This window comes from Chitinophagales bacterium, from assembly GCA_017303415.1.
GTDB lineage: Bacteria > Bacteroidota > Bacteroidia > Chitinophagales > Chitinophagaceae > SpSt-398.
The window spans coordinates 2,644,962-2,667,381 of the sequence record JAFLBJ010000001.1 but is presented as its reverse complement, the minus strand read 5'-3'; the positions used below and the strand labels follow the sequence as shown (position 1 = coordinate 2,667,381).

The window sequence follows — 22,420 nt, the reverse complement described above, 5'->3', positions numbered from 1 at the left end:
AGGACGGAGGACAGATGACAGATGACAGAGGACAGATGTTGGATGTTGGATGTTGGATGTTGGATGATAGTGGTTTAAATATATAATTCAAGTTGAAATAGGAAGAGGAGCCTGAATTTCATCAAGCCCCTCTTCTTTTATAATTAACTTTAAATATTAATCACTATCATCCTACATCCAACATCCAACATCCAACATCCAACATCTGTCCTCTGTCATCCGTCCTCCGTCATCTGTCCTCCGTCCTCCGTCATCTCCCAAGCTACTTCCTAAAATCCACCTTCACCATCTTTCCCTCCTGAACCAGTTCCTTATGTATATTATCCAGTATGCCATTGACAAACTGTCCGCTTTGGGCGGTGCTGTAATCTTTGGCCAGGTCTATGTATTCATTAATGGTAACCTTGGGGGGAATGGTTTCAAAATAGAGGAATTCAGCTACACCCATTTTCAGGAGGATCATATCCAGTTGGGCAATCCTTTCGGGGTCCCAGTTTTTTAATTTCGGTACGATCAGGCTTTCCAGGTGTTCCGACTTTTCAACCACAGTTTGCAGCAAGATCCGGGCAAATTCAGCCTTATCGTCACCCAGCATCTGGGTAAAATTGATATGCGAGGTTTTTTTCAGGAATCCGTCAAGCAAAAGGACGATCATTTCCCCATCATCGCTCCAGTTGCTAAACAGTTCCTCAATATGATTGATAAAATCATCGTCATTCAGCATCAGGTTCTCGAGCATGAATTCAAGGATCTCTTTCTCATGTTTGTTTTCCCGCGATTCCTCGCTAATATATTGCCTGTATTCGGGGGATTCACACAGCTTTTGATAGGCCTTTTTTACGAGTTCTTCATCCAAAAACTGGCCTGGTTTTATCGCTGAAACGGCTTTTTTATAGCTTTCATCCTCCCATATCTTCCAAAGGATCTTATTCCCGGCGATCTTGATATTTACTTTCAGGTCTTCGGCCGTTGGTAAATGCTTGGAGGCACGTTGATGCGCGTTTTTTTCCGAAAAACGGGCGATCTGTCCAAGAAAATAGGTGAGGTAGAGTAGGAGGCTGCGGGTAAGTTCAAAATGGGATTGCAGGACTTTCTGGTAGGAGGCCGGTACGGGGGTACCTTCCGAGCTGGCCTGGGTGTAAAGGGTCTGCATCACTTTCACCCGGATATTACGTCTGCTGATCATGAATTAAGAGCTATTTGGCCTGCGAAGATAAGTGATTCAGGCCGACAGGGACAGGTTTTAGGCTAAGGAATTGTTACCAAAGGATTTAGGTGAAAACTTGACAGCCTGACTGAAAAAAAGCCCTGGATTACCCGGTTTCCAGGTGATCCGGACCCCCAAAACTGAAAAAATTTCCGGTCCTGTTCAAATGGCATGATAATCGTTTAGCTTTGCTGCCCCTGCAAAAGGGGAAATTGGACAGTAATCTCACAACATTTAAAAAATCATAATCGTATGGCTAAGAAGCTTAGTGTTACCCCCCTACACGACCGGGTAATTGTAAAAGCAGCACCTGCTGAAGAGAAAACCGCAGGCGGAATCATTATCCCTGATACTGCAAAAGAAAAACCACAACGTGGCCTCGTAGTAGCCGCTGGTCCTGGTAAAAAAGATGAACCCATGAGTGTTAAAGCCGGAGACACTGTCCTCTATGGCAAGTATGCTGGTACCGAGATCCAGATCGATGGGGACGATTACCTGATCATGCGTGAGAGCGATATCATGGCCATCGTCTAAAGGCTGAATACGAAATGCTAAAAGCTAATAGCGAATAGCCATTAGCCACTGGCTAGTATTCGCTTCAAATGAAATACCAACAATTCAAGAACCAACAAAATAAAACATAGAAAAATGGCAAAGCAATTATTCTTTGATATTGAGGCCCGCAACCGGATGAAGAAAGGTGTGGATGCTCTCGCCAATGCGGTGAAAGTGACTCTGGGCCCCAAAGGCCGGAATGTGGTGATCGAAAAGAAATTTGGTGCACCCGGTGTAACAAAAGATGGTGTTACCGTAGCCAAAGAAATCGAACTGGAAGACCCGATCGAGAATATGGGTGCACAAATGGTGAAAGAAGTAGCTTCTAAAACGGCTGATGTAGCCGGCGACGGAACCACTACCGCTACTGTTTTGGCCCAGTCAATCATTACAGAAGGATTAAAGAACGTAGCCGCAGGTGCCAATCCGATGGACCTGAAGCGTGGTATTGACAAAGCAGTATCCAAAGTAGTAGAGAACCTGCAAAGCCAATCTCAAACTGTTGGAAGTGACAACAGCAAGATTCAGCAGGTAGCCTCTATTTCTGCCAACAATGACAACGAGATCGGGAAACTGATCGCCGAAGCCATGAAGAAGGTTGGAAAAGAAGGAGTGATCACTGTGGAAGAAGCTCGTGGTACTGAAACCACTGTAGAAGTGGTAGAAGGTATGCAGTTTGACCGCGGATATGTATCTCCCTATTTCGTGACCAACAGCGAGAAGATGAACGCTGAACTGGATAACCCCTTTATCCTGATCTATGACAAAAAGATCAGCAACATGAAGGATATCCTGCATATTCTGGAGAAAGTGGCCCAAGGTGGTCGCCCGCTCCTGATCATCTCCGAAGACCTTGAAGGGGAAGCACTCGCCACCCTGGTTGTAAACAAACTGCGTGGCACGCTTAAAGTAGCGGCCGTTAAAGCCCCCGGCTTTGGTGATCGCCGTAAGGAAATGCTCCAGGATATCGCTGTATTAACAAAAGGTACTGTGATCAGCGAAGAGCAAGGATACAAACTGGAGAATGCAGACCTTACCTATCTTGGTCAGGCTTCTTCGGTTACAATTGATAAAGACAATACGACAATCGTAGGTGGAAAAGGCAAGAAAGATGATATCGCTGCCCGCGTTAATCAGATCAAAGCCCAAATCGAAGTCACCACTTCCGATTACGATAAAGAGAAACTTCAGGAGCGCCTGGCCAAACTGAGTGGTGGTGTAGCCGTACTGAATGTGGGAGCCGCTACCGAAGTGGAAATGAAAGAGAAGAAAGATCGTGTAGATGATGCCCTCCATGCCACTCGTGCCGCTGTTGAAGAAGGAATTGTTCCCGGTGGTGGTATCGCATTCATTCGCGCTATCGAATCCCTGGAAAAATTAAAAGGTGCCAATGAGGATGAAACAACAGGTATCGCCATCGTTAAACGTTCCCTCGAAGAACCCCTTCGTCAGATCGTAGCCAATGCCGGTATTGAAGGTTCCATCATCGTGCAAAAAGTAAAAGAAGGTAAAGCTGATTTTGGTTTCAATGCCCGCACCGAACAATACGAGAACCTGTACAAAGCAGGTGTTATCGATCCCACGAAGGTGACCCGCATCGCCCTGGAAAATGCCGCTTCCATTGCCGGAATGCTGCTGACCACCGAATGTGTGATCGCCGACAAACCCAAGAAGGAAGAACCCCATGTTCATGGTGGTGCTCCGGATATGGGTGGAATGGGGTACTAATTTGACAAGTAGAATGGGATTATTGGTTATGGATTATTTATCGAAGATCTCAGTTAATTGGTTAATAGTCAATAATTAATAATCAATAATCCTGTTCATCTTGCAAATCCAGGTCTGTTTTTCTACATTAGCACCCACAAGCAACCGAAGTCCAATTCCTTCCCTTGCCTGTTAATCGCTTTGAGAAAAACATAATCCTGGGCAAAGCGTATGTTCACCCCCGGTGAATATTCGGGTTGACGCCACTTTTTGAAAACAAAGTTTTTGAACCGCTTCAATAGAAGCGGTTTTTTTATCTATTTTACGACATGCTTCCCCGTCGTCTCGGATTATACGCTTCTTTTTCTATTGTTGTTGGTGCAGTCATAGGCAGTGGTATTTTCATGAAGCCGGCGGTTATGGCACAACAAGTGGGGTCACCGGTGTGGTTGATCGCCGTATGGTTGATCGCCGGACTGGTTTCTTTTATTGGAGGAATGATCAATGCCGAGATTGGAACCATTCTTCCGGAGACGGGCGGGCAATATGTTTTCTTTAAAAAAATGTACGGTGATTTCTTTGCCTTTATCTATGGATGGGCAGCGTTCATCGTGATCAATACAGCCGCCATTGCGGCCATTGCTTTTGTTTTCGCCCAATACTCGGAATATTTTATCGGTCTTCCCCGTTTTTCGCCGGAGGTTGAAAAGAGCTTTGTCTTGCATCTTCCCGGGTTAGGTAATTTATTTCCATTGGAGAATGCAGGGGTAAAGGTCCTCGCTATCGGTATACTTGTCTTGCTTACCCTGATCAATTATATAAGTGTAAAAGCTGGTAGCTGGGTACAGGTGGGTTCCACCTTCCTGAAGATCGGTTCTTTGATCCTGCTATGTGTATTGATCTTTGCCTCCGGAAATGGAGATATTGGTAATTGGACGCGAACAGATCCGGTCATGCAAAAATCCGGATGGACCCTGGTGATGGGCATCATCGCAGCGATGAGTGGGGCCCTGGCTTCTTTTGATGGATGGAACAATCTTGGGTTCATGGCCGGGGAGATCAAGGATCCGCGCCGAAATATTCCCCGTGGCCTCTTTCTGGGAATCGGTATATGCATGGTCTTGTATGTAATCACCAATCTGGCCTACCTCTATGCCTTACCACTCGACAGGATGAGTAAATCATCGTTGGTGGCAGCCGATGCGATACGGACCACAGTTGGGTTAACGGGTGGCGGGTTGATCGCCATTTTGGTCATGATCTCGACCTTTGGTGCCGTAAATGGAAACCTCTTCCCCTGCGCTCGTATTCAATTTGCGATGGCCGAGGAAGGAAATTTTTTTAAACACATTGGGAAAGTCCACCCCCGGTTTCAAACACCCGGAAACGCGTTGATCCTGCAATTGATCTGGACGAGCATGTTTGTTATCACCGGCTCCTTTGACATGCTGACCGACCTGTTTGTATTTATAACCTGGTTGTTTTATGGATTTAGCGCAATTGGATTATTTATCCTGCGCAAAAAAATGAAGGATACAGAGCGACCCTATAAAGTGTGGGGTTATCCCATTCTCCCAGCCATATTTATCCTGTTTGCCGCTTTTTATTTTTTTCTGACCCTCTACACCGATATACATAATTATTTACAGGGAAAGACGCCATTCATTCAGTCCGTATATGGATTATTCCTAACGTTTATTGGTGTGCCTGTTTATTTTTATTTACATCGCAGGAAAAGGTAGTATCGCCCACTTGGTTTCCCTACCTTTGTCCCATCATTTCTTTAGCCATCCTCGGATGTCTCTTTCTCTAAAGCACAATGAAAAAAATTTACTACTCAGTAAAAGATTCCCTCAAGCGCCTATTCGACCGGATCCGAAATGAGGACCTGAAGCAAAACCTGATGCTTGCCCTTCCATTCTGGATAGCCTCATTATTCACCGGGTTGATCGCTGTGGCCTATACAAAACTCTTTACCTGGGCAGAGCAGGGAGCACATGCAATTTATACGTCCTATAGCTGGTCATTCTTTCTTATAACGCCTGTATGTTTTTTTCTGGCCTGGTGGCTTGTAAAAAGGTTTGCCCCCTTTGCCAGAGGAAGTGGAATTCCCCAGGTAATGGCGTCGGTGGATATCATCTCACCGGCAAACCTGAATAAGGTCAATAAACTTCTCAGCTTACGCGTCATCTTAATTAAAATAGCGTCCAGTCTCGTAATGGTTTTTGGTGGCGGGGCTATTGGACGAGAAGGACCCACCATACAAATAGCCGGATCCATTTTTCGTTTGGTCAATAAATGGTTACCCAGCTGGTGGCCAAAGATCTCCAAGAAGAATATGATCCTGACCGGATCGGCGGCAGGTTTGGCGGCAGCCTTTAATACCCCATTGGGTGGAATCGTATTTGCCGTGGAGGAATTGGCCAAGACGCACATCAATTATTTTAAGACCGCCTTGTTTACCGCTGTGATCATAGCCGGTCTTACAGCGCAGGGTTTGTTGGGGCCTTACCTCTATCTGGGTTATCCAAATGTGGGAGATCTTTCGGCCTATGTATTCCTCCTGGTGATCCTGGTTGCCCTGGTGAGCGGGGTAGGAGGTAGCCTGATGGCCCGGGTTATCATCAAATTACTGAAATGGAAATCAGGATTCCGGTTCAAACATCATCATGTGTTCTATGTACTTGCCTGCGCCTTTATATTAGTTGGTATCGCTTATTTTTTTCATCCCGGAATTATGGGGTCAGGTAAGGACCTGATGACCGAAACATTATTTTCAGATCAAAAGCATTTACCTGCTTATTCTCCGTTTCTGCGGATAGCCGGACCGATCCTCTCCTTTACCACCGGGGCTGCCGGTGGGGTTTTTGCCCCATCATTAAGTGCAGGGGCGAGTATAGGTTCCGTGATCAGCGGTTTGTTTCATTTACCCGATACAGAATCGAACCTGCTAATACTTGCAGGCATGGTGGCCTTTCTTACCGGTGTCACCCGCAGTCCGTTTACGTCGGCCATATTGGTGCTGGAAATGACTGATAGACATAGTGTAATCTTCCACCTGATGCTTGCCGCCATGATCGCCTCCCTGGTCTCTTATTTTATTGATAAACGTTCTCTGTACGAGCGGTTGAAGGAAGAATATGTGAAGGAGTTGGGATAGGGAGGGAAGGTTGTTCGCTTTTAGCTGTTAGCCTATAGCATTTAGTTTAGTTGGCATCATCCAACATCAAACATCCCACCACCAACATCCAAACTCCATCCCCTAACTTTGCCCCAAAATATCTCACATGCGTTTTCTCAAGTGGGCCGGTGCCCTGGCTGCAGTTCTGCTCGTCATTAGTTGTTTTCTTCCATGGATCACCATTCCTTTCAGGAATATTCAATTGACAGGAGTCGATACCACAGGGACCAATTTTGGGAAGCCCGGCTATTTTCATTTCTTAAATGCTGCCTTCTTTTTATTGCTCAACTTCATCCCCCGGATCTGGGCCAAGCGATGGAATTTGCTGGTGATAGGTCTGAATACCGGTTGGGCCCTGCGTAATTTTCTGCTGATCCCGGCCTGCTCCGGAGGAATATGTCCAGACAGGGAAATAGGCTTATACCTGATGGCCTTTTCCTCCTTAGCGATGTTGGTAGCGGGGTTATTTCCACAAATGAAACTTCCCGGAGAAACTAATAGTTAAAAGCTAATTGCCTTTCGCTATTTAATCAAGCCGCTCAAGGCTCTGCCCGATAATCTCCACACTCTCGATTATTTGGTCATGGGTAATAACCAGGGGAGGTGCAAACCGGATTTTATCGCCATGTGTAGGTTTGGCGAGCAATCCGTTTTCTTTTAATTCCAGACAAAGTTCCCAGGCGGCATCCTTATCCCCGTGTTGTATTACGATCGCGTTCAATAATCCTTTTCCACGGATTAAAGAGATATGGCGCGATTGAAGTTTGGCCACTTCCTTTCGAAAAAGTTCTCCCATCTTCTCCGCGTTTTCTGCCAGCTTCTCGTCTTTCAGTACCTGTAGTGCTTTAATGGCCACCGCGCAAGCCAATGGGTTTCCTCCGTAAGTAGAACCATGTTCACCGGGTTTAATGGTGAGCATAATTGAGTCGTCTGCCAATACCGCGCTTACGGGGAGCATGCCTCCGCTCAAGGCCTTTCCCAAGATGAGTATATCCGGACGTACCTCTTCATGATCACAAGCCAGCATTTTTCCGGTACGGCATAAACCTGTTTGTATCTCATCCGCCAGAAACAATACGCCGGCCTGCTTGCACAAAGTTTTTGCATTGGCCAGATATCCTTCATCCGGCACCACCACGCCGGCTTCTCCCTGTATGGGCTCTACCAGAAAACCCGCCACCTGATCATCCTTCAGGGCCGTGGCCAGTGCGTCAAGGTCATTATAGGGTATGCCTATGAACCCGGGCGTGTATGGCCCGAAATTCTTATTGGAAGAAGGATCGCTGCTAAAGGAGATCACCGTTGTTGTACGACCGTGAAAATTGCCGTGACAGGTGATGATCTTTGCTTTGCCTTCCGGTACTCCTTTTACTTCATAGGCCCATTTACGGCAAAGTTTGATCGCCGTTTCCACGGCTTCAACTCCTGTATTCATTGGCAGTACTTTATCGTAGCCGAAAAAATCGGTAATAAAGCGTGCATATTCACCCAGCAGGTTACTGTGAAAAGCACGACTGGTCAATGTCAGACGCTGGGCTTGAAGCGTCAGTGCATTCAGGATCTCCGGATGACAATGCCCCTGGTTTACGGCTGAATAGCCACTTAAAAAATCATAATATTTTTTCCCATCTACATCCCATAGATGAACCCCGGAACCTTTTTCCAACACCACGGGCAGGGGATGATAATTGTGGGCACCATATTTTTCTTCAAGAGACAAATAATATTTACTGTTATCCGAAACCTGGATCATGGTAGTACGATTAAACGATGATGAAAAAGAAAATGCAGATACATGGGCTCAACGCCCGGTGGAAGGACCACTTAGTGGTTCAGCAGATCAAGGTTCTTATCAAGAAAGAATGGTATGGCGTTCCTGAGTGACATTAACGTAAAGATACAATTTTTTTTTGGCGGTAAATCCTCGATTACAATTCAATAACTTTTGTAAAAAAGGCATCGGAAACCCCGCCAATATCAAACCCATGATTTTCAAATAGTCCAAACACCGTAGATCCGCTTCCACTCATCGAGGCATAGATCGCCCCTTGTTCATAAAGTTGATCCTTTAATTCGCCAATGAGGGGATGAGCTTCAAAAACAGAGCGTTCAAAATCATTACCCAATTCTTTCCGCCAGGTGGTGATGGGTTGTTGGATGATCGTTCGGAGGTCTTTGGGGGAAGGGGAGGGTTGAAGTGTTGAAAAGGCTCGTGCTGTTGATACCTCAATCCCGGGATTGACCAAAACCAGTTGATATCCTTTAAGTGAAAGGGAAACCGGTTCCATGATCTCCCCGCGCCCGGTTGCATAACAGGGTTTGTTGCGAATAAAAAAGGGGCAATCACTTCCCAACTGAAGGGCATAGGATAACAATTGCTCTTCGGTCAGGCCTAACTGATATTTTTGATTAAGGAGGGACAGCATAAAAGCGCCATCCGCACTTCCACCCCCTAATCCTGCTCCCGTAGGTATCGCTTTATGTAAATAGATGGATGCGGATGGCAGGCCCGGGTGGTCATTCTTTAAAAGATGCCAGGCTTTAACACAAATATTATCGGCATCGGGGCCGGGGTTAACAGGCCCGGATAAATGAAATGCTATACCGGAGGAATCTTGTTCTTTCCGGGTAATAACTTCCAGTGCATCACAAAGAGGGATCGGGAAAAAAATGGTTTCCAGGTCGTGGTACCCGTCGGGTCTTTTTTTCACCACGTGAAGACCCAGGTTAATTTTTGCATTGGGGAAAACGATCACTTATTCCTTTTTCGGCTATTGATCTCATCGCGAATGGCAATGGCCCGGATATAGTCCTCATGCTCGAGCACATCGTTGAGCAATTCATTCAATTCTTCGAGCGACATGGTCTTCAGGTCATCATTGGCCTGAGAGGGTTCGTCTTCGATCACTGTTTCCTTTGTCTTTTTCTTTTTGCCGGTGGTTTCTTCCATCTGAATACCGGCACTCTCCAGGATATTCTCGTAGGTGTAGATCGGGCAACCGAAACGAACGGCCAGGGCCAGTGCGTCGGAGGTACGGGAATCTATTTCAACCGTGTCATTATCAGAGGAACATACCAGTTTGGAGAAGAAGATCCCTTCCTGCAGGTCATTAATGATGATCTCATGCAATTCCACGGCAAAGGCGTTCATGAAATTCTTCATCAGGTCATGGGTCAGGGGACGGCTGGGCTGCATCTTTTCCAGGGCTACAGCGATGGCCTGGGCCTCAAACCCGCCGATCACAATGGGAAGACGGCGGAGGCCATTGACCTCACCGAGAACCACGGCATATGAATGTGTTTGGGTGATGCTATGCGAGAGCGCCACTATTTCCAATTCGATCTTCTTCATAACGTGCCACGAAACTAAGGTTTTTTACCAAAAAAAAAGAGCGGTCATTTCGACCGCTCCGGGTATTTCTCATGTGTATGTGAATGTGTTATGCTTACCCTTTTAACCGGCGCACAGCCTCGGTGATCCGGGGAACCACCTCAAAGGCATCCCCGACGATTCCATAGTCCGCTGCCTTGAAAAAAGGAGCTTCAGGGTCTTTATTAATAACCACAATTACCTTGCTTCGGTTGACCCCGGCCAGGTGCTGAATGGCGCCTGAAATGCCAATGGCTATGTAAAGGTTGGGGGCAATGGCAATACCGGTTTGTCCCACATGCTCATGATGGGGGCGCCAGTTGGAGTCAGATACAGGGCGGCTACAGGCAGTCGCGGCACCCAGGGCCTTAGCCAGGTCTTCCAGAATGCCCCAATGTTCGGGTCCTTTCAATCCCCGGCCACCACTCACGACAATATCCGCTTCGGTCAGGGGTATTTCACCTTTCACCTTATTTACAGCCGTCACTTTTATCTTCGGGGTATCGATCTGGGCATCAAAGGCCAGCACTTCTGCAGTTCCACCGGCCTCGGTCACCGTAAAGGCATTCGGATTAAGGGCAATGATCTTTACCGGGGTCTTAACCGCTATTCGGGCATAACCCTTACCGGAAAAAACAGTCTTTTTTACAATAAAATCCCCTCCGGTTTCCGGTAATCCGGTAGCCCCGGAAACCAGACCCGCTTTCATCCTTACCGATAATCGGGGGGCAATCGCCTTACCATCCACGTTGTTGGAGAACACGATCATGTTAGCCCCCGTTTTCTCAGCCACCTGTGCTATGGCCCGGGTATAAGCCTGGGCATCAAATCCACTCAGGGATGGGTTATTAACATGGTGAATCTTTTTGATGCCGTATTTGCCCAGGGAAGACAGATCTTCCTGCGTGGGGCCAAGTACTACCCCCTCGGCTTCGGTACCCGATTGGGCGGCTAAAGCAGCGCCATAGCTCATGGCTTCCAGGGAGGATTTTTTGAGATGACCTTCGGATTGGTCTATAAAAACTAATACTGACATAATTTCTTTTTTGGGAATGAAATAAGGTTGATCAAATGGCTTTGGCCTCTTCTTTCAGCAGCCGGACCAATTCTTCCGGTTGGTCGGCGGGAACAAGTTTTACACCCGCTTTAGCAGGGGGTAACTCAAAACCAACCACTTCAGTAAAAGCGTCTACAGCAGCTGGTTCCACAACCTTGAGGGGTTTGGTCCGGGCGGCCATGATACCACGCATATTGGGAATCCGCTGCTCCGCCATTCCTTTCTGGCAACTTACTACCAGAGGCAGGGAAACCTCACAAACTTCTTCACCCCCTTCGATCTCACGTGTGAGCGAAGCCTGACCACCATTCAAAGTAAAATGGGTAGCAAGTGAAACATAAGGCATATCCAACAGCTCCGCTACCATGCCGCCAATGGAAGAACCATTGTAGTCAATCGTTTCTTTACCTGTAAACACAAGGTCATATCCGCCTTCGCGGGCAATGGCAGCAATCTGGCTGGCGATATAATAGCTGTCATGACTTTCTGCGTTCACCCGGATCGCTTCGTCCCCACCCAGGGCCAGGGCCTTACGAATAATGGGTTCAGCGTCCGGACCTCCAACGGTTACCAGGTGGATCGCAGTAGCGGGATCAGCTTCCTTTAACTCAATGGCACGCACCAGGGCATACCATTCGTCGTACGGATTAATGATCCATTGCACCCCATTGGTGTCGAATTTCGTGTTGTTGTCGGTGAAAGCTATTTTTGCCGTAGTGTCCGGCGTCTTACTGATACATACGAGGATCTTCATGCAAAGGTATTTCGTTCAAGTAGATAGTTGTTTATGCAACTAAAGCAAAGATAAGGGTATAAACTATTAACTGTTAGTATTCACAGGAATTTTTTATGAACAAGGAAAGGATCGGGAAATTGTTGGAGTTTTTAGACCAGAACCCGGCAGATAGCTTTATACAACATGCCCTGGCATTGGAATATATAAAGGCGGGAGAGGAGGATAAGGCCCGCGAATTATTTGAGGCATTATTGTCCCGCGATCCCGGATATGTGGGAAGTTATTATCACCTGGCGAAATTGCTGGAGCGAAAGGGTGAAGAAGCAGAAGCCATAAAAGTGTATGAGAAGGGGATGGAAGAGGCGAAAAAGGTTGGGGACAATCATGCGTATGGAGAGCTTCGAAGTGCCTTGGAGGAACTTACTTTTTAAATAACCTCGTGTTCTTTGTGTCTTCTTAGTTTTCTTTGTGACCTCCTACGCAAGACTGACGTAAAGGTCACAAAGAACACAAAGAAGACACGAAGGGCACAACGAATACATGGTAGAAGAATTCAAAAAGCATATTGAGGAAGAGAAGTTGTTCAAAACAACTGATCGGCTATTGATCGCCATCAGCGGTGGAGTGGATTCCGTGGTATTGACCGAGCTCTGTCATCGCCTTGGATATACTATGGCTTTGGCACATTGCAATTTTCAGTTACGTGGAGAGGAGAGTGAACGCGATGAAGCTTTTGTGAAAGAGCTTGCTGCAAAAAAGAATATACCCCTTCATCTTACCCGTTTTGATACAGCCCCAGAGGCCCGGAAAGCCGGAACCTCCATTGAAGAAACGGCCCGTCATCTCCGGTACGCCTGGTTTGATCAATTGATAACCGAGCATGGATATGACCGCTTACTTACCGCGCATCATGCCGATGATAATATTGAAACCGTGTTGATGCATTTTTTCCGGGGCACGGGGATCAGGGGATTGAGGGGAATGTTGCCACAGAAGGGCCGGCATGTACGGCCAATGCTCTTGATCCGGAGGGCCGGGATTGAAGAATGGGCTACCAGGGAAGGTCTGAATTTTGTGGAGGATTCATCAAATCAGGAACTGGAATTTACCCGAAATTATTTCAGGAAAGAGTTGATACCATCAATTCAAAAAAAGTTCCCAGCCACCGAGGAAAACATACTGGATACGATCCATCATATGCGGGAGGCGGAAATGCTCTACAAAAAGGCATTGGATAAACAGTTAAAACGACTGGTCCATCTAAAGGGGAATGAGGTACATATCCCGGTTCAACTTCTAAAGAAGTCAGAACCCCGAAGGTTGTTGTTGTGGGAAATTGTGCGGGATTTCGGATTTCATTCCGCGCAATTACCCGATCTCCTGCATTTATTGGATGCGGAACCCGGAAAGTATGTAGCCTCTTCCTCACATCGGTTGATCCAGCACCGGCAATGGCTGGTTTTAGCGCCCCTGGCTGGCGAACAGGCGCAAACCATCCTGGTGGAAGGCACCGGGATTTATAATTTTCCTCAGGGGAAATTGGAATTGAAAGGAAAAAGTGATGAGGAGTGTTCTATTTTTTTTACAGCCCAAACGGGCGAGAAGCACGATATTCTTGTGGAGAGAAAAAAAATATCTTTTCCGCTGGTATTGCGCACCTGGAAGACCGGGGATTATTTTTACCCGGAGGGTATGGGGGGTAAAAAGAAAAAGGTAGCGCGATTTCTCATCGATCTTAAACTATCAAAGACCGGGAAAGAAAAAGTGTGGGTGCTTGAATCCGAAAAGAAAATAATCTGGGTGGTCGGATTCAGAAAAGACAGCCGCTTTTAAGCCGGTTTCGAAACACGGAATTAGAAGGGTGGGTTTGTGAGTTGTTTGAAAAAAGAGGAAAGAATTTGAGGTTTCACGATGATGGTAAAAACCACTCCATACAACGCACCCCAAAGATGGGCTCCGTGATTGATATTATCTCCTCCTCGTTTATTCATATATACCGAATAGCCCACATACAGTACGGCAAACGCGATGGATGGCATGGGAATGAACCATATATACAATGTTTCCCAGGGAGCCAATAAGATGAAGGAAAACAATACAGCGCTTACCCCACCTGATGCACCCAGGGAACGATAATGATATTGGTCTTTGTACTTGAAATAATCTGGCAGGGAGGCCACCAGGATAGCTGAAAAATAGAAGAGTAAAAAGACAAGTCCGGAGCCTGTCCAAAGCGTAAACACCGATTCAATCAACCGCCCAAAGAAATAAAGCGTGAACATGTTAAAGAACAGGTGCATGAAGTCAGCATGGATCAATCCATGTGTAATAAAACGGTGTAATTGTTTACCACCATTCATGGCAGCAGGGTAGAAGATCAGGTCATTGGTGATCTGAGGCCGGGAAAAAGCGGAGATCGAGATGGCGGCAGTGATGGCGATGATAAGTATCGTTAGGCTGAATTCCATCTTTCAAAGATAAGTCCTGTAGGGGAAATCTTATTTATGGTGGTATTTTTCACCGCGTTGGATCGTGCATGCGCGATAGAGTTGCTCTGCCAGCAACAGACGTACCAACTGGTGGGGGAAAGTGAGTTTTGAAAGGCTCCATTTGTATTGTGCCCTTTTCAGGATGGTTTCATCCAGGCCAAAGGCTCCACCGATCAGAAATACCAGCTTTCGGGTACTCCTGTTTGAACATTCCTGTATAAAACCCGCCAGTTCTTCGGACCCCATTTGTTTACCGCGTTCATCCAGGGCTACGAGGTAGTCATCTTTATCCAGCCAGTCGAGCACCATCCCGGCTTCCTTCTTTTTCAGGTCCATTTCGCTCATCATACCTGCATTTTTAGGTACTGGTAAAATGGTCCATTCCACGGGGTAGTAATTCCCAATGCGTTTGGTAAAGTCCTCTACACCAGCCTTGACATAGGCCTCATGGTTTTTTCCAATGGCCCAGAGTTGAATCTTCATGGAACAAAGTTAGGGGGGAGACTTTCTTTGGTAGTTAATGGACTTTCTCTTATTTTTGCACCCCACAAAACGGCCCCGTAGCTCAATTGAATAGAGCATTTGACTACGGATCAAAAGGTTTCAGGTTTGAATCCTGACGGGGTCACTAACCTAAAATAAGCCCCTGCAAATGAATAGTTTGCGGGGGCTTTTGTTTAAAAAGGCTAAACCGCATATATCACTTTGGCAAACTTATTTCTGTATTCGATTGGTGTTAGTCCGGTGATCTTTTTAAATATATCCCGAAAGGCCTTGGTATCCGAATAGCCCACTTCAAACATGACCTCGGTGACTGATTTTCGGGAGCCTTCAAAGTATTTTTTGGCTGCTTCAATTCTTACACGCTGGATATATTCAATGGGTGTATTGTTCGTGGCTTGCTTAAATCTTCTTTCAAATGTGCGACGACCGGTATGAATGACAGCGGCAAGATCCTCAATGGTCATTTTTTCTTCAAAGTTGGTTTCGATATGTTCCTGTACCTTTTGGATATCAGTATCCGGATGATTGCGTTGCCCTTTAAAAATGGCAAACTGCGTCTGGCTGTCACGACCAATATCCAGGGCAAAGAATTTGGCGATCATGATGGCTGTTTCCCGGTCTGCATATTTCTCTATCAGGTATAAAACCAGGTTCCATAAACTATTGGCCCCTCCGCTGCTGAAAATATTATCATGCTCAGTAATAACAGCACCATCGACCACTTCCACATCGGGGTATCGTTCTCTGAACTCACTTATATAGGCCCAGTGAGTGGAGCACTTCTTACCATTTAACAGCCCCGTTTCAGCTAATAGAAAAGCGCCAATGCAAAGGCTGGCCAAACTTGCCCCTTTCTCATACAGGTTCCTGAACAGTGGAATGGCTTCCGCGTTGGCTTCCAAACCCCTGGTAGTGTCGCCAAAGGTGGGCGGAATGAACAAAAGATCTGTTTCATCCAATTCTTTTAATAACCTGTTTGTTTTTACCATGTATTCTCCATCATTGGCCGGGACATATTGATTCAGTCCCACATACTCCACCTCAAAAACGGGTTTCTTCCCATTGGCGGCCAAAAAATCATTGGCTGTCAGAAAGGAACGGTAGGGTGGTGTGATCGCTTCGATCACCCCAAATTCTGGAACAAATACACTAACACGCATACATAGTCTTTTATATTCTCGAAGATAGGCTATTTGTCATAATCGCCCCCCAAAGATGGCGTTTTTACAGGTCAAGCAATTGGTTCCTTCTTCCCATCTTTGACCTGTAAACAGCAATTATCTATACAATCAATTTACTCCGATGGCAAAGAAAATTTTCATCAATCTACCTGTTACAGACCTGAGCAAGGCCAGGGATTTCTATACACGAATCGGGTTCACCAATAACGCGACCTTTTCTGATGATACATCGGCATGTATGGTGTTGTCGGAAGAAATCAGTGTCATGTTATTGACCCATGAGAAGTTTTCCACTTTGACACCAAAAAAAATCATTGATTCACAAAACTCAGCAGGCGTCATCAATACATTATCCCTGGAAACCCTGGATGACCTGCATAAAATGGTAGATGCCGCAATAAGTGCCGGTGGTGTAGAGCCCCATCCGTTCGAAGATTATGGATTTATGCAGCACAGGGGCTTTCATGACCTCGATGGGCATTTATGGGGTGTCGTTTATGTCGATATGAGTAAGCTGCCAGCCTGATTTTTTCAAATTAAAACCACGAGATATGTCTACAAATTCAGTATCGCTTCACCGCGTATTTACTGCACCTCCGGAAAAAGTATTCAAAGCCTTTAGCGATCCGGACGCTATGGCCTCCTGGATACCCCCATATGGCTTTACCTGTAAGGTCCATCATATGGAATTCAAGCAAGGAGGTAGTTTCAAAATGTCGTTCGTTAACTTTTCCACCGGACATGGGCATTCCTTTGGTGGTGAATACCTGGAGGTCAAAATGAATGAATTACTTCGGTACAGTGACAAATTTGACGATCCCAATCTTCCGGGTGAGATGATCACCACGGTACGGTTTACCGGAGTAAGTTGTGGTACGGAGATTCATATAACCCAGGAGGGGATTCCCGCAATGATACCTGCCGAAATGTGTTATCTCGGTTGGCAGGAATCACTGGAGAAATTGAAAAAACTGGTTGAACCGGTTATACCCGATGCCTGATTTGCAGGAACTAAGTAGATACTTGTAGCCAAACTACTACAATATTTACCCCCCCTCACTACATCTTGCTAAGGAAATAGGATGGAATTTTGTAGGAGTAAAACCTGAAATCTATGGAAAAAATTTCCATCCTCTTAGCCGACGACCATAAACTGGTTCGTGATGCGTGGTCCTTTATGCTGACCTCGGACCCGCATTTTGATGTGGTGGCCATTGCTTCTTCAGGGGAGGAGGCCGTTGACCAAGCCCTCGTTGTAAAACCAGATATCATCTTAATGGACATCAATATGGGCACGATGTCCGGTTTTGATGCCGCAGAAAAGATCCTGGCCAACCTGCCAGAGACCAAGATCATCGGTGTATCCATGCACTCGATGCCCGCTTATGCAAAACGCCTCTTTAAAATGGGAGGAAAGGGCTATGTAACAAAGAACTCTTCCCGGGAAGAATTCATACATGCCATTCTGGAGGTCTACAATGGCCGAACCTATATCTGTGAGGAAATTAAAGAGGTATTAAGCCACCGGGAGTTTGAAACTGACAACGGACCGGATATCAACATGCTTTCCAAGCGCGAACTGGAAGTGGTCAAATTCATTAAGAACGGATTATCCTCCAAGGAAATCTCTTCTCAGCTGGGACTCTCCCTCAAGACTGTTGAAGTACATCGGTATAATATTCTCAAAAAATTGAATATGAAAAATTCAGCGGTTCTGATCAATTTCATGAACCATAATGGGTTTTGAATTTCTTTGAAGTATCGCATTCATTTTTTTGGTAATCTTTGTACCCAGTCCAATGGACCAAACCACTATGAAGAATACCGCCATTTCGCCGAAGATTACCGGATGGTTTTTTAACAGACCTGCCTGGAGCGGGGTTATTGCCTTTTTGCTCGTTCTTTTTCTGACTTCCACACTCATTTTTCTTCGTTACCAGATACTCAAAGTAGAAGCCCGTCACCGGGCGGAAGAAGCCCTTTTCTTCGCTTCCAATCAACTGGAACAAGTATTAGAAAAAACGTTTACCGCTACGCTGGCCCTTTCCTTTATTATAGACAAGGATGGTCAACCACAGAATTTTGATTCTGTGGCGGCTTCATTGATCGAAACAAATTCCCATATTGACGCCCTGGAGTTGGTACCCAATGGAGTCATATCCTATGTTTATCCATTAAAAGGAAATGAGTCGGTATTGGGCTATAATATATTGACCGACCCGGAGAGAAGAGAGGAGGCCTTAAGGGCCAAACTTGAAAAGCGCTTGTATTTCGCCGGCCCTCTGAATTTGCGTCAGGGTGGGGTGGGTGTTGTTGGTCGCATCCCTATTTTCCATGGGGGGAAATTTTGGGGCTTTTCGGCGGCGGTCATCAGTTTTGAAAAATTACTGGCCTCTGCCGGAATCGATTCTTCCGGCGCCAGTGGATTTTATTTTCAACTTTGTAAAATGAATCACAGTCTGGGAAAGGAAGAATGTTTCCTGCCTGTGAGAGCCACTGCACCCGGAACGGTAACCTCCAAGGTGGAGGTGAGTGAAGGAGAGTGGATACTATCAGTTGCTCCAATTGAATCATCTTTTTTCCCGGGGTTGGTTCCCTTGATGGTGCTCGGTTTTTTCCTGCCCATCTTTGTCGGTTTGCTCACCTATTATGTCACCAAACGACCGATGGAATTACAGGAACTGGTGGACATCCGGACTTCCGAGCTGGTTTCCAATCGGGAGAACCTGCACCAGATCATGGCGAGTATGGCGGATGACTATTATGTCATTGACAAATCGTACAAGGTCAGATTGATCAATGACTCAGCCCATGAAAATCTTTTCAAGTCCTGGGGCGTTAATATCACTTCAGGTACCTATATCATTGATGTGTTGCCGGAGGAACGTGCGATGGAGATTAAAAAGAACTATGACCGGGTATTTGCCGGAGAACGGATAGAATATGAAGTGGAAGTGGTTATGAATGGGGAACAACATTGGCGGGTGGTAAATTATTCTCCGGTTTATGATGAATCGGGTAAGATCACAGGGGCCAATATCATTACCCGGGATATTTCCGATCGCCGACTGGCTGCAGAGGCGCTTCGACAAAGTGAATTAAAATATCGTACCCTGATCGAACAGGCATCCGATGCCATCGTGGTGTATGACCAGAGTGGCCGAATGCTGGAGTTCAATCAATCGGCTTTACGTTATACGGGATATTTAAAAGAAGAAGTAGCCAACTTGCGCATAACGGATTTTCTTTTTGCCGAAGAGCTGCAACAAATGCCCTTGCGGTTTGAAGAACTCCGTAGTGGTGCTTCCGTCACCGACCAGCGACGGATCAGGCGAAAGGATGGTTCGGGTTTTATCGCTGAACTTCATTCCAAAATTTTACCCGATGGGCATATCATGGCCATCGCCCGTGACATCACCGAGAAAAAGAATTCCGAACTGGCCATTCGAAGAAGCGAAGAGCGGTATCGTTCGTTGATTGAACAGGCATCGGATGGAATTGTGATCTGCGAACGGGACGGACGCATACTTCAGGTGAATAAAAGCATGGTGGGCCTGACCGGTTATGCGGAAGATATTCTTCTGAACTTCTCCTTCGGGCAATTGATCGACGGACATTCGGCTTCCCATTCACCTTTTCCACAAAATCTTCATACCGACCACAGCCAGGTATTTGAAAGAAAATTGGTGCGAAAGAATGGGAGCACGGTGGATATCGAAATCAATGCCAAACTGACTTCTTTCAATACCGTGATCGGATTTATTCGTGATATATCCATTCGCAAAAGGGCGGAGGAAGAAATCATCAATAGCGAACTTCGTTTTCGTACCCTAACGGTGAATGCCCCCGTGGGTATTTTTCAATGTGACGTGGAAGGGCGAACCATTTATGTCAATGAATCTTTTCTTCAGACAACAGGGATGGCATCAGATGACCTGATGAACCTGGGTTGGGAGAAGGTGGTGCATTCGGCCGACCGGGACAGAGTGGTCAATAACTGGTTCAGAAAACAATCGGAATCCATTGAGGAATTCAGGGTGGTTCGTCCGGGGGGTGAACTGGCCTGGATATCCGGGAAGGTGGTACCTCTCAACAATAAAAATGGTGATCTGGCCGGGTATATTGGTACGATCTCCGATATAACGGACCGGATCAAGGCAGAGGAGAAGATCAAGGATTCGAGCATGAAACTGGCCGAGAGTGAAGCCCGGTTAAAAGCGATCATTGAACAGGCACCCGATGCCGTTTATCTCTGTGAACCCGAAGAGGGACGAATAGTCGATTCCAATCCCGTGGCTACACTGCAATTGGGCTATACTGCTGCCGAACTGTATAACCGGCGTGTTACGGAGTTGGATTCGGATTTTGCCAGTTGGGATAAACTTTCCAATTTCTGGAAATCTCTCAAACCGAATCAGCCGGTCAGGCTTGAGACCATCCACCGTCGCAAAGACGGATCTGTATTCCCGGTGGAGATCAAGACCAGTCTGATCCGGATCGGCGACAGAAACTATATCATCGGGTTCGTTCGGGATATCACCGAGCGGAAGAAGGCCGAACAGGAAATATTATTGGCCAAGGAGAGATATGAACAGATTGCGGTGGCTACCAACGATGCTTTGTGGGAACAGGACATGATCACCAATTCCACCTGGTGGAATCTTAAGCACTACCAGTATTATGGGCATAATCCTGAACTGCCCCCTCTTGATCTCAAGGAATGGGAGAAGCGGATACATCCTGACCAACGGGAAGGGATCATCAGCGATTTTGATTCAGCGATCGAACGGAAGCTGTCCTATTGGGAGCGGGAATACAAGTTCAGGCTTGCCGATGGGGGGTATAAATATGTGAACGACCGGGTCTTCTTCTATTATCGCGAAGGCCAATTGGTCAAGATACTGGGTTCCATGTCGGATGTAACCGAGCGAAAAGTGAGTGAAGAAAGACTTCGGGAAAGTGAGGAGCGACACCGGTTGATGTCTGAACAACTCAGGGAGCTAACCGGTCACCTGCAGAATGTACGTGAAGAAGAACGGATGCATGTAGCCCGGGAGATCCATGATGAATTGGGACAACAATTGACCGTATTGAAAATGGATGTATCCTGGTTGCATAAGCGCCTGAATGCAGAGGATGAAGTTGTACGGGAAAAATTGCAGAATCTCTTAAAACTGATCGATACAACGGTCAAAACCGTTCGAAAGATATCTTCGGAACTCCGGCCAAGCATGCTGGATGATCTGGGCCTGGTGGCGGCTTTGGAATGGCATAGCCAGGAGTTTCAGCAAAAGGTAGGGATACAGATCAATTTCCGTTCCGACTGGCAGGATATTAAACTTCCCTCCAAGGTTTCCAATGGGCTTTTCCGTATCTACCAGGAGTCGTTGACCAATATCGCCCGGCATGCACAGGCCTCTGAGGTAAACGTAGTTTTACGCGATGACAGAGGAAATATGGAACTAACTATATCGGACAATGGAAAAGGTTTTGTGACATCAACTGTTGAAAATAAAAAAACATTGGGTATCTTAGGCATGCGCGAAAGGGCAAAGATGTTGGGTGGAGGTTTTGAAATTGCCAGCACAAGGGGAAAGGGCACCAGCATCCGCATTGTAGTACCGGTTCACGGTATGGTTCATGCCAGTCACAAAACACAAGGATGATTCGAATTATTATCGCAGATGATCATGCCATCGTCAGAAAGGGAATTAAGCAATTAATCTCTGAAGAATATCCCTCCGCCGAATTTGGTGAAGCGGGCGATGTGGAAACGCTGATCGAGTACATCATCAAGAAAGATTGGGATGTCGTGATCTGTGATATTACTATGCCCGGTCGTAGTGGCCTGGAAGCGCTTCAGCAAATCAAACAAATAAAACCAGATCTTCCTGTTTTGATCATGAGCATGCACTCAGAAGATCAATATGCACTACGTGTATTAAAAGCAGGGGCCTCGGGTTATTTGAATAAAGACACCGTGCATGATGACCTGATCCGGGCACTTCAAACCATTCGCCTGGGTCGGAAGTTCATTACGCCCTCTATCGCCGAAAAACTGGCCAATGCGCTGGGATATGATTCACAGAAAAAAATGCATGAATTTCTGAGCGACCGGGAATTCGATGTCTTTAAAATGATCGCTGCCGGAAAATCTGTTTCCGAGATCGCTGAACAACTCAACCTCAGTGCCACCACCATCAGCACCTACCGATCGCGTATATTGGAGAAAATGGGAATGAAGACCAATGCTGATTTGACAAGGTATGCGTTGGAGAATTCGTTGATTTAGGGGACGGAGGATAGATGACGGATGACGGATGACAGATGACGGATGTTGGATGTTGGATGACAGATGACGGATGTTGGATGATAGTGGTTAAAATATATAATTTAAGATTAAATAGGAAGAGGGGCCTGAAGAAATTCAAGC

21 protein-coding genes and 1 tRNA gene are annotated in these 22,420 nt (G+C 46.3%); 13 read left to right on the top strand and 9 right to left on the bottom strand.

Features of this window, described 5'->3' with window-relative positions:
• Nucleotides 1-262: 262 nt before the first annotated feature.
• On the bottom strand, nucleotides 263-1,186 hold the full coding sequence (gene nusB / locus J0M30_11525; protein ID MBN8668124.1) for a transcription antitermination factor NusB: 924 nt from the start codon (nucleotides 1,184-1,186) through the stop codon (nucleotides 263-265).
• A gap of 273 nt (nucleotides 1,187-1,459) precedes the next feature.
• Here nusB and J0M30_11520 point away from each other — a divergent pair, with 273 nt between their 5' ends.
• The 5 genes from J0M30_11520 to J0M30_11500 all read left to right on the top strand — a co-directional run bounded on the left by J0M30_11520 (nucleotide 1,460) and on the right by J0M30_11500 (nucleotide 7,155).
• Nucleotides 1,460-1,741, top strand: a complete 282-nt coding sequence (locus J0M30_11520; GenBank protein MBN8668123.1) for a co-chaperone GroES — start codon at nucleotides 1,460-1,462, stop codon at nucleotides 1,739-1,741.
• 114 nt (nucleotides 1,742-1,855) lie between these two features.
• Entirely contained in the window at nucleotides 1,856-3,490 is a 1,635-nt protein-coding gene (gene groL / locus J0M30_11515; protein MBN8668122.1) for a chaperonin GroEL, read from the top strand.
• A 308-nt stretch (nucleotides 3,491-3,798) separates the two neighbouring features.
• Nucleotides 3,799-5,211, top strand: coding sequence for an amino acid permease (locus tag J0M30_11510; protein ID MBN8668121.1), 1,413 nt, complete (start codon nucleotides 3,799-3,801; stop codon nucleotides 5,209-5,211).
• A gap of 77 nt (nucleotides 5,212-5,288) precedes the next feature.
• A complete protein-coding gene (locus J0M30_11505; protein ID MBN8668120.1) occupies nucleotides 5,289-6,629 on the top strand; it encodes a chloride channel protein in 1,341 nt (446 codons plus the stop codon).
• A gap of 127 nt (nucleotides 6,630-6,756) precedes the next feature.
• A complete protein-coding gene (locus tag J0M30_11500) occupies nucleotides 6,757-7,155 on the top strand; it encodes a hypothetical protein (GenBank protein ID MBN8668119.1) in 399 nt (132 codons plus the stop codon).
• A gap of 21 nt (nucleotides 7,156-7,176) precedes the next feature.
• Here the strand turns inward: J0M30_11500 and rocD are convergent, their stop codons facing one another.
• From rocD to J0M30_11475, 5 genes are all read right to left on the bottom strand, one after another.
• Entirely contained in the window at nucleotides 7,177-8,403 is a 1,227-nt protein-coding gene (gene rocD, locus J0M30_11495; GenBank protein MBN8668118.1) for an ornithine--oxo-acid transaminase, read from the bottom strand.
• Nucleotides 8,404-8,578: 175 nt separating this feature from the next.
• A complete protein-coding gene (locus tag J0M30_11490) occupies nucleotides 8,579-9,406 on the bottom strand; it encodes a 4-(cytidine 5'-diphospho)-2-C-methyl-D-erythritol kinase (GenBank protein MBN8668117.1) in 828 nt (275 codons plus the stop codon).
• On the bottom strand, nucleotides 9,403-10,002 hold the full coding sequence (locus J0M30_11485) for a bifunctional nuclease family protein (GenBank protein MBN8668116.1): 600 nt from the start codon (nucleotides 10,000-10,002) through the stop codon (nucleotides 9,403-9,405). Before J0M30_11485 ends, J0M30_11490 begins: the two co-directional genes overlap by 4 nt.
• A 94-nt stretch (nucleotides 10,003-10,096) precedes the next feature.
• Complete coding sequence (locus tag J0M30_11480) at nucleotides 10,097-11,056, bottom strand: electron transfer flavoprotein subunit alpha/FixB family protein (GenBank protein MBN8668115.1); 960 nt, start codon at nucleotides 11,054-11,056, stop codon at nucleotides 10,097-10,099.
• Between the two features lie 31 nt (nucleotides 11,057-11,087).
• Nucleotides 11,088-11,831, bottom strand: coding sequence for an electron transfer flavoprotein subunit beta/FixA family protein (locus tag J0M30_11475; protein ID MBN8668114.1), 744 nt, complete (start codon nucleotides 11,829-11,831; stop codon nucleotides 11,088-11,090).
• A 95-nt stretch (nucleotides 11,832-11,926) separates the two neighbouring features.
• Between J0M30_11475 and J0M30_11470 the strand changes: the two genes are divergently transcribed.
• Together J0M30_11470 and tilS are read left to right on the top strand one after the other, a co-directional pair.
• A complete protein-coding gene (locus tag J0M30_11470; GenBank protein MBN8668113.1) occupies nucleotides 11,927-12,244 on the top strand; it encodes a tetratricopeptide repeat protein in 318 nt (105 codons plus the stop codon).
• Between the two features lie 109 nt (nucleotides 12,245-12,353).
• A complete protein-coding gene (gene tilS, locus J0M30_11465) occupies nucleotides 12,354-13,646 on the top strand; it encodes a tRNA lysidine(34) synthetase TilS (protein ID MBN8668112.1) in 1,293 nt (430 codons plus the stop codon).
• Between the two features lie 20 nt (nucleotides 13,647-13,666).
• On the opposite strand, the gene J0M30_11460 is transcribed toward tilS, so the two are convergent.
• Together J0M30_11460 and J0M30_11455 are read right to left on the bottom strand one after the other, a co-directional pair.
• Nucleotides 13,667-14,281 (bottom strand): rhomboid family intramembrane serine protease, encoded by a 615-nt coding sequence (locus J0M30_11460; protein MBN8668111.1) that lies wholly within the window; start codon nucleotides 14,279-14,281, stop codon nucleotides 13,667-13,669.
• Nucleotides 14,282-14,311: 30 nt separating this feature from the next.
• Nucleotides 14,312-14,785, bottom strand: coding sequence for a 23S rRNA (pseudouridine(1915)-N(3))-methyltransferase RlmH (locus J0M30_11455; GenBank protein MBN8668110.1), 474 nt, complete (start codon nucleotides 14,783-14,785; stop codon nucleotides 14,312-14,314).
• A 71-nt stretch (nucleotides 14,786-14,856) separates the two neighbouring features.
• Here J0M30_11455 and J0M30_11450 point away from each other — a divergent pair.
• Nucleotides 14,857-14,930 (top strand) — tRNA-Arg (locus J0M30_11450).
• Nucleotides 14,931-14,988: 58 nt separating this feature from the next.
• Here the strand turns inward: J0M30_11450 and J0M30_11445 are convergent.
• Entirely contained in the window at nucleotides 14,989-15,966 is a 978-nt protein-coding gene (locus J0M30_11445; GenBank protein ID MBN8668109.1) for a helix-turn-helix domain-containing protein, read from the bottom strand.
• Between the two features lie 142 nt (nucleotides 15,967-16,108).
• Here J0M30_11445 and J0M30_11440 point away from each other — a divergent pair, with 142 nt between their 5' ends.
• From J0M30_11440 to J0M30_11420, 5 genes are all read left to right on the top strand, one after another.
• Nucleotides 16,109-16,513: a glyoxalase/bleomycin resistance/extradiol dioxygenase family protein gene (locus tag J0M30_11440; GenBank protein MBN8668108.1), complete on the top strand. Its 405-nt coding sequence runs from the start codon at nucleotides 16,109-16,111 to the stop codon at nucleotides 16,511-16,513.
• 25 nt (nucleotides 16,514-16,538) lie between these two features.
• Nucleotides 16,539-16,988, top strand: coding sequence for an SRPBCC family protein (locus tag J0M30_11435; protein MBN8668107.1), 450 nt, complete (start codon nucleotides 16,539-16,541; stop codon nucleotides 16,986-16,988).
• A gap of 113 nt (nucleotides 16,989-17,101) precedes the next feature.
• A complete protein-coding gene (locus J0M30_11430; protein MBN8668106.1) occupies nucleotides 17,102-17,734 on the top strand; it encodes a response regulator transcription factor in 633 nt (210 codons plus the stop codon).
• 52 nt (nucleotides 17,735-17,786) lie between these two features.
• Nucleotides 17,787-21,653: a PAS domain S-box protein gene (locus J0M30_11425; protein MBN8668105.1), complete on the top strand. Its 3,867-nt coding sequence runs from the start codon at nucleotides 17,787-17,789 to the stop codon at nucleotides 21,651-21,653.
• Complete coding sequence (locus tag J0M30_11420) at nucleotides 21,653-22,279, top strand: response regulator transcription factor (protein MBN8668104.1); 627 nt, start codon at nucleotides 21,653-21,655, stop codon at nucleotides 22,277-22,279. Before J0M30_11425 ends, J0M30_11420 begins: the two co-directional genes overlap by 1 nt.
• Nucleotides 22,280-22,420 lie beyond the last annotated feature (141 nt).

Coding starts and splice junctions, on each gene's coding strand:
- J0M30_11475 (MBN8668114.1), bottom strand. CDS start 11,831: ATGAAGATCCTCGTATGTATCAGTAAGACGCCGGACACTACGGCAAAA.
- J0M30_11510 (MBN8668121.1), top strand. CDS start 3,799: ATGCTTCCCCGTCGTCTCGGATTATACGCTTCTTTTTCTATTGTTGTT.
- J0M30_11460 (MBN8668111.1), bottom strand. CDS start 14,281: ATGGAATTCAGCCTAACGATACTTATCATCGCCATCACTGCCGCCATC.
- tilS (MBN8668112.1), top strand. CDS start 12,354: ATGGTAGAAGAATTCAAAAAGCATATTGAGGAAGAGAAGTTGTTCAAA.
- J0M30_11505 (MBN8668120.1), top strand. CDS start 5,289: ATGAAAAAAATTTACTACTCAGTAAAAGATTCCCTCAAGCGCCTATTC.
- J0M30_11520 (MBN8668123.1), top strand. CDS start 1,460: ATGGCTAAGAAGCTTAGTGTTACCCCCCTACACGACCGGGTAATTGTA.
- J0M30_11435 (MBN8668107.1), top strand. CDS start 16,539: ATGTCTACAAATTCAGTATCGCTTCACCGCGTATTTACTGCACCTCCG.
- J0M30_11480 (MBN8668115.1), bottom strand. CDS start 11,056: ATGTCAGTATTAGTTTTTATAGACCAATCCGAAGGTCATCTCAAAAAA.
- J0M30_11430 (MBN8668106.1), top strand. CDS start 17,102: ATGGAAAAAATTTCCATCCTCTTAGCCGACGACCATAAACTGGTTCGT.
- J0M30_11455 (MBN8668110.1), bottom strand. CDS start 14,785: ATGAAGATTCAACTCTGGGCCATTGGAAAAAACCATGAGGCCTATGTC.
- nusB (MBN8668124.1), bottom strand. CDS start 1,186: ATGATCAGCAGACGTAATATCCGGGTGAAAGTGATGCAGACCCTTTAC.
- J0M30_11425 (MBN8668105.1), top strand. CDS start 17,787: ATGGACCAAACCACTATGAAGAATACCGCCATTTCGCCGAAGATTACC.
- J0M30_11485 (MBN8668116.1), bottom strand. CDS start 10,002: ATGAAGAAGATCGAATTGGAAATAGTGGCGCTCTCGCATAGCATCACC.
- J0M30_11500 (MBN8668119.1), top strand. CDS start 6,757: ATGCGTTTTCTCAAGTGGGCCGGTGCCCTGGCTGCAGTTCTGCTCGTC.
- rocD (MBN8668118.1), bottom strand. CDS start 8,403: ATGATCCAGGTTTCGGATAACAGTAAATATTATTTGTCTCTTGAAGAA.
- groL (MBN8668122.1), top strand. CDS start 1,856: ATGGCAAAGCAATTATTCTTTGATATTGAGGCCCGCAACCGGATGAAG.
- J0M30_11470 (MBN8668113.1), top strand. CDS start 11,927: ATGAACAAGGAAAGGATCGGGAAATTGTTGGAGTTTTTAGACCAGAAC.
- J0M30_11445 (MBN8668109.1), bottom strand. CDS start 15,966: ATGCGTGTTAGTGTATTTGTTCCAGAATTTGGGGTGATCGAAGCGATC.
- J0M30_11440 (MBN8668108.1), top strand. CDS start 16,109: ATGGCAAAGAAAATTTTCATCAATCTACCTGTTACAGACCTGAGCAAG.